The 6,208-nt window shown below is 47.6% G+C and carries 6 protein-coding genes; all 6 read right to left on the reverse strand.

Features of this window, described 5'->3' with window-relative positions:
- Positions 1 to 29: 29 nt before the first annotated feature.
- Positions 30 to 863, reverse strand: coding sequence for a PHP domain-containing protein (locus tag IE082_RS08640; RefSeq protein WP_189493519.1), 834 nt, complete (start codon positions 861 to 863; stop codon positions 30 to 32).
- Positions 864 to 1,075: 212 nt separating this feature from the next.
- Positions 1,076 to 1,603, reverse strand: a complete 528-nt coding sequence (gene phaR / locus IE082_RS08645; RefSeq protein WP_189493520.1) for a polyhydroxyalkanoate synthesis repressor PhaR — start codon at positions 1,601 to 1,603, stop codon at positions 1,076 to 1,078.
- A gap of 117 nt (positions 1,604 to 1,720) precedes the next feature.
- Entirely contained in the window at positions 1,721 to 2,602 is an 882-nt protein-coding gene (murI, locus tag IE082_RS08650; RefSeq protein WP_189493521.1) for a glutamate racemase, read from the reverse strand.
- Positions 2,599 to 3,471, reverse strand: a complete 873-nt coding sequence (locus tag IE082_RS08655) for a ferritin-like domain-containing protein (protein ID WP_229809793.1) — start codon at positions 3,469 to 3,471, stop codon at positions 2,599 to 2,601. The genes murI and IE082_RS08655 overlap by 4 nt, the downstream gene beginning before the upstream one ends.
- Positions 3,472 to 3,586: 115 nt before the next feature.
- On the reverse strand, positions 3,587 to 4,165 hold the full coding sequence (locus tag IE082_RS08660) for a DNA-3-methyladenine glycosylase I (protein WP_189493522.1): 579 nt from the start codon (positions 4,163 to 4,165) through the stop codon (positions 3,587 to 3,589).
- A gap of 126 nt (positions 4,166 to 4,291) precedes the next feature.
- On the reverse strand, positions 4,292 to 5,881 hold the full coding sequence (locus tag IE082_RS08665; RefSeq protein ID WP_189493523.1) for an isocitrate lyase: 1,590 nt from the start codon (positions 5,879 to 5,881) through the stop codon (positions 4,292 to 4,294).
- Positions 5,882 to 6,208: the final 327 nt, after the last annotated feature.

Consider the following 6,208-nt stretch of genomic DNA (forward strand, 5'->3'; position numbering starts at 1 on the left):
TGCGACAATAGGATCAAAGACCAAGCAGTCTAAATAAATTTTGTCCACACAGCCGTTAAGTCAGCGGGCAATGCTGGCACTTTACCCACCTCCATCTTTGACTCTCCTTTGGCATGAAAATCTGAACCACAGGAGGCCAGTAGGTTGTATTGTTTGGCGATTTCAGCGTAAGTTCGGTATTGTTTTTTGCTGTGGCTACCTGTCACAACTTCAATGGCTTGACCGCCCGCCTTAATGAACTCATGAATCAACTCCTGCTCAGAGGCTTCATCATGCGGGTAACGTCCTGGATGAGCGATAACGGCCACCCCTCCTGCACCAACAATCCATCCCACAGCCTCCTCTAAACGGCTCCACTGGTGCTCAACGTAACCTGGTTTGCCCGCGACAAGGTAGTCCATGAACACCGATCGGACATTGGGCGATTTTTTTAGTGAAACGAGATGACGGGCAAAGTGAGTGCGGCTGATGAGGTCAACGCGACCATTGGCGTGTGCCAGCGCGGCAACGTAAGCATCGGCAATACCGACTTTTTCGAGCTGACGCCCCATTTCAATAGCGCGTGCTTGTCGAGAGTTTGCCATTTGTTGCAAACCAAGCACGAGCTCTGGGTGTTTCGGGTCAAAATTTAACCCAACAATATGAACCGTGAAATCACGCCATGTCACCGAGATTTCAACGCCGTTGATGAACGTTACCCCCAACAAATCAGCGGTTTGACGCGCTTCATCTAACCCTGCGAGTTGATCATGGTCTGTTAATGAGATCATGGTCGCGCCATGGTAATGAGCGCGTTTAACCAAATCAGTGGGCGATAGCCCACCGTCAGAGGCAGTGGAGTGGCAATGGAAATCTATGGTCACGAAAAATAGTTCAAAAAACGTGGGCTCTTCGCATATGCGAAAAAGCAGAAAAAGTATCGACAAAGCGGATGAGAACTGCAGCCTTTCACTCAAGCACGCCATCAAGGGTTTATAGAGATTGTGCCAAGCAGCGCTCACCCTATTTCAAACCAAGGAATACCCAATATGAAAGCACAAAACAAAGACGCGATGAATCGCGTCTGTTCGAGTGCTTATTTGTCATTTGGCTTAACGTTAAAGCCCTTAAACATGGCATTGGCCTGTTGGTTCATTTGTTCTTGCATTTGTAAAAACATATTTTTACTTTGCTCAATATAATTACTCATCATGCCTTGCATCATGGGCGCTTGCATTGACAGAAGCTGTTGCCATGTGTCATTGTTCATGGTATGTTGAGACGGTTCAGTGAGACTTGACTGGATTTCAGCGAAAGCCTGCATGTTTTTTTCAAGATAGCTGCCCAACATGCCTTGCATCACGTTGCCATACGAGCGAATGATTTGTGAGAGCACCGTCGATGAAAATAGCGGTAAACCGCCCGCCTCTTCTTCTAAAATGATTTGTAACAAAATGCTGCGCGTGAGGTTTTCGTTACTTTTGACATCCACGACCTCAAACACCTCATTGGCCAGAACCATTTGTTTCACATCAGCCAACGTGATGTAAGTGCTGGTTTGCGTGTCATAGAGACGTCGATTGGGGTATTTTTTGATGATTCGTTGTTCGTTGCGTTTTCTCATGTGTGGTCTCCAGATAACTAAAAGGGATGTTTTTTGTGTTTTTATGGTGTATCTGGCCTAACTTTACCAGCGGTGTGTCGATTAGTCCAGCGTTTCCGCACAGCAGCATATGATCAATTATAGTTTGACCAAACACACATCCACCCTACTTTGCCCACTCAACAGTCGCCAACGCAACGCAGCATTGTCATCAAGTTGTGTGGCAAACCACGTGCTGCTGCCTGCGGTGTTTTTGGGATTTAAGCCATTTCGTGCGGTAAGAATGTCTTTGGTATAACGTGCCACAGGTGCACCGCTGTCAATGACTTTCACCTCGGGCGACAGGCGTTGACGGATGTGGTTTGCCACAAAGGGATAATGCGTACAACCCAACACAACCACATCAGCGTGCATATTTTTCACCGCTACTAAATATTGGTCAATCAAGGCGAGCGTTCGTTCATCATCAACCTGCCCAGCATCAATCGCATCGGCCAACCCCACACAAGCGATCGACAAAACCTCTATGCCCAACTGCGGCGTCACTGTTCGCTCCAGTAGCGCAGCGTATTTTTCACTCTCGACGGTACGCGCGGTGGCAAGCATGGCGATTTTTTTGTTAGAGGTCAGGCTCAGCGCAGGTTTTATGGCAGGTTCCAACCCCACCAAAAAGACATGAGGATAACGCTCACGCAGATATGTCGCAGCCATCGCTGTAGCGGTATTACATGCAATCACAACCGCTTTGCAACCCTGTGCGAGAAACCAATCAACCACACGCACCATGCGTTCTTGTATCCACACTTGCGGTTTATCGCCATAAGGCACATTTGCCGTGTCCGCCAAATAGATAAAATCCTCATGCGGCAATGTCACACGCAGGTGCTGCCAAACGCTCAACCCGCCAATACCCGAATCAAACACACCAATCGGTGCGTCCATACTATCAGCCAAAGAAGGGCCATCCGCTGCACGCAAATGAGGGACAACGGAGATATCGTTCGTTTGACTTGTATTCATTGGGGTGCAGCTCTACTAAATTGGTTTTGCAAATGCGTTAATTCTTCTTCATAGAATCCCGCAGCGCGGCGCGCAGCAATATTATAGGGAGGTCGCCCTTTCGGCGCATTGTATTGCTCGCTTAGCTGACGGTATGTGAGTACAGGTTCAATATTATTTTGCTCACAAGCGTATAAAAACCAGCGATTACCGACAATCACATGGCCAATTTCGTCATTGAGTATCACATCGAGAATCATCGCGCCATCCACATCACCTGCCTGATAAAGTTTATCGCGCATCACAGGACACGCATCCAGACCACGCGCTTCGAGCGTACGTGGCACCATCGCCATGCGGTCAGCGAGTTTGTGACGGGTTTTTTCTGCCATTTCCCACAGTCCATTGTGTGCGAGAAAGTCACCGTAGGAAGCTCCCATCGTCGCCAAATGATTCGATAGCAATGAGAAATGATGTGCTTCTTCACACGCCACCATCCACCAATCCCAATAATAATCAGCTGGTAAATTCGGGAATCGCACCATCGCATCAAGCGCGAGATTAATCGCATTGAACTCTATGTGCGCCAATGCATGAATCATGCCTGCGCGACCTTCTGGCGTATTGGCACTTCGCTTGGGCACTTTTAATGCGTTAACCAATTCTGGCTTTTCGGGGCGTCCAGGAATGTTTTGCTCAAAGTCAGCATCAGCCGTCAAATCAACTGTGGCATCCAAACGCACCATTTCCATGTCGATAAAAGCCCTCATGCTGCGAGTCGCTTCAACTTTCTGCAGCGGGTCAGTACATGTCAAAACCCGCAATGCCGCCGCACGCAGGTCAATGCCGTGGTTCATCAACTCAACTGGGTCAAACAACGTGTCAGTCATTGGTGTATCGCTTTATGGAAAAAGGCTTATTTTATCGGAAAGACTGACAGCCCGAATGAAAATCACCGCTCGAACCTTAGCAGAATCGCAGTGATGACAGTACACGCCCTAAAAACTATCTAAAGTGACAGCCATCCATGTGGTCATTAACCAAGCCCATCGCCTGCATAAACGCATAACACGTCGTCGGCCCGACGAACTTCCAACCACGTTTTTTTAAGTCTTTGCTCAACCGAATGGATGTCGGTGTACTCGCTGGGATGCTGGCACGCGTCACGGTCTTTGGTCGCTCATCGGCAGGTGATACGAACTGCCAAAAGTAAGTGTCCAGCGAACCGAATTCTTTCACAATCTCTAACGCTCGTTGTGCATTATTTATCGTCGCTTCGATTTTGCCACGATGGCGAATGATGCCCTCATCCTGCAATAGTCGCACCACATCAGCCTCGGTAAATTTCGCCACTTTCTTAAAATCAAACCCTTTAAACGCACGGCGAAACGTCTCGCGCCGCTTCAAAATCGTATACCACGACAACCCCGACTGAAAGCCCTCCAAGCAAATCTTCTCAAAAAGACGCACATCATCGTGCATCGGTTTGCCCCACTCCTGGTCGTGATAGTGCACATAAAGCTCATCTTCACCGCACCAAAAACAGCGGTTATTGATTAGATTTTCGGTTGTTTTAGCTGCCATATTGCCCTCTTTAGTGTGTATCAAATTGCAGCTAACCGCTGCATGTGTGTGATTATGACGCAAAAAAGAGCACCCGTTTGGTGCTCTTTAGTATGAGAACTCAGCAAAAATTTAACTATGATTGCTTCAATTAAATTGATTTGACGTATTTTTCTCACCACCAGCTTTAAGTGCCTGTTCACCCGCAAAAAACTCTTTGTGGTCATCGCCAATGTCAGAACCCGACATGGCTTGGTGTTTGACGCAAGCGACACCTTTGCGAATTTCTTGGCGTTGAACGCCTTTGACGTAGGCAAGCATACCTTCTTTGCCGAAGTAGCCTTCGGACAAGTCGTTCATGCTCAACGCAGTCGTGTGGTACGTCGGCAAAGTAATCAGGTGGTGGAAAATGCCCGCTTCGCGTGACGCATCAGCTTGGAATGTACGAATGCGATCATCCGCCGCTTTAGCCAACTCTGACTCGTCGTAATCAACGCTCATTAGTTTAGCGCGATCGTACGCTGACACATCTTTGCCTTCAGCAACCATGGCGTCATAGGCTTGTTGGCGGAAATTTAACGTCCAGTTAAATGATGGTGAGTTGTTGTACACGAGTTTTGCGGTCGGTTCTTGTTCACGAATGCGTTTGACCATGTGCGCGATGTCGGCCACATTCGGTGTAGCGGTTTCAATCCACAACAAATCAGCACCCGCACGCAAACTGGCAACGCAATCCAATACCACACGGTCAATGTTTGTGTCTTGAGCAAACTCAAACAAGCCGCTCGGCAAGCGTACTGGACGGAGCAGTTTACCATCACGCTTAATCAACACTTCATCTTCATTCGCTTGGTCAATCGTCACTTCTTCGGCTTTGAGGAAGCTGATGTATTGAGAGGCCAAGTCGCCTTTTTCACGCGACACAGGCAATGTTTGTGTCAAACCAGCGCCTTCAGAGTCAGTACGCGCGACAATCACACCGTCGTTGATGCCCAACTCTAAAAACGCGTAACGCACTGCATTGATTTTCGCGTGGAATTCTTCGTGCGGCACGGTCACTTTACCGTCTTGGTGGCCGCATTGTTTCACGTCTGATACTTGATTCTCGATTTGGATACAGCATGCGCCCGCTTCAATCATTTTTTTGGATAACAAATACGTCGCTTCAGGATTACCAAAACCCGCATCGATGTCAGCAATGATTGGCACAATGTGTGTCTCAAAATTATCGATTTTCGCTTGAATTTCAGCGACGTCTTTGCCTGCGGCTTTTGCAGCCTCCAATGCACGGAACAAATCATTCATTTCTTTCGCGTCCGCTTGACGCAAAAACGTATACAGCTCTTCAATCAACGCTGGCACAGAGGTTTTCTCGTGCATCGATTGGTCTGGCAAAGGGCCAAACTCCGAGCGCAATGCCGCAACCATCCAACCTGACAAATACAAATACCGCTTAGCCGTCGTGCCGTGGTGTTTTTTCACCGCAATCATTTTTTGTTGGCCGACGAAACCGTGCCAGCAACCCAATGATTGGGTGTAATTGGCTGAGTCTTTGTCATAATCTGCCATATCTTTGCGCATAATCGCCGCCGTGTATTTCGCGATGTCCAAGCCTGTTTTGAATTGGTTTTGCACCACCATGCGAGCAGCATGCTCTGGGTTGATGGCACTCCACGAGTTTCCGTGACGGGCTTTGAGTTCTTGTACGACTTGTAAGGCAGAGGTGTAAACGCTCATGATGTCTCCAGTGGATAGTAAAAAATTAGAAAACTGTCTATTGGAAAGCTATTAAAAGTCCTTAGGAGAGGCGACTTTTTGGGTTGCTTTGCACAAAAATTCTTATGTCTTATATAAGACATTAAATATTTGAGTGAATCATACCCACTTTTCACAATCGGTGCAAGCGGTATTTAACGGTTTACTTTGAAAAATTGACGATGACGTCCTCCCAAAAAAGTGTATCAGGGATAATTAGAAAAAAGCGGTTAAACTGAGCCAAACGAAGAGGAGAAGCTCATGAAGACCAGCAAGTTTACGGAAGAACAAATTGCCTTTGCGCTGCAT

It is taken from the genome of Formosimonas limnophila (assembly GCF_014652675.1).
GTDB lineage: Bacteria > Pseudomonadota > Gammaproteobacteria > Burkholderiales > Burkholderiaceae > Hydromonas > Hydromonas limnophila.

Excerpts from the sequence above, each read along its gene's own strand:
- phaR (WP_189493520.1), bottom strand. The coding sequence starts at position 1,603 with ATGAGAAAACGCAACGAACAACGAATCATCAAAAAATACCCCAATCGA.
- murI (WP_189493521.1), bottom strand. The coding sequence starts at position 2,602 with ATGAATACAAGTCAAACGAACGATATCTCCGTTGTCCCTCATTTGCGT.
- IE082_RS08655 (WP_229809793.1), bottom strand. The coding sequence starts at position 3,471 with ATGACTGACACGTTGTTTGACCCAGTTGAGTTGATGAACCACGGCATT.
- IE082_RS08660 (WP_189493522.1), bottom strand. The coding sequence starts at position 4,165 with ATGGCAGCTAAAACAACCGAAAATCTAATCAATAACCGCTGTTTTTGG.
- IE082_RS08665 (WP_189493523.1), bottom strand. The coding sequence starts at position 5,881 with ATGAGCGTTTACACCTCTGCCTTACAAGTCGTACAAGAACTCAAAGCC.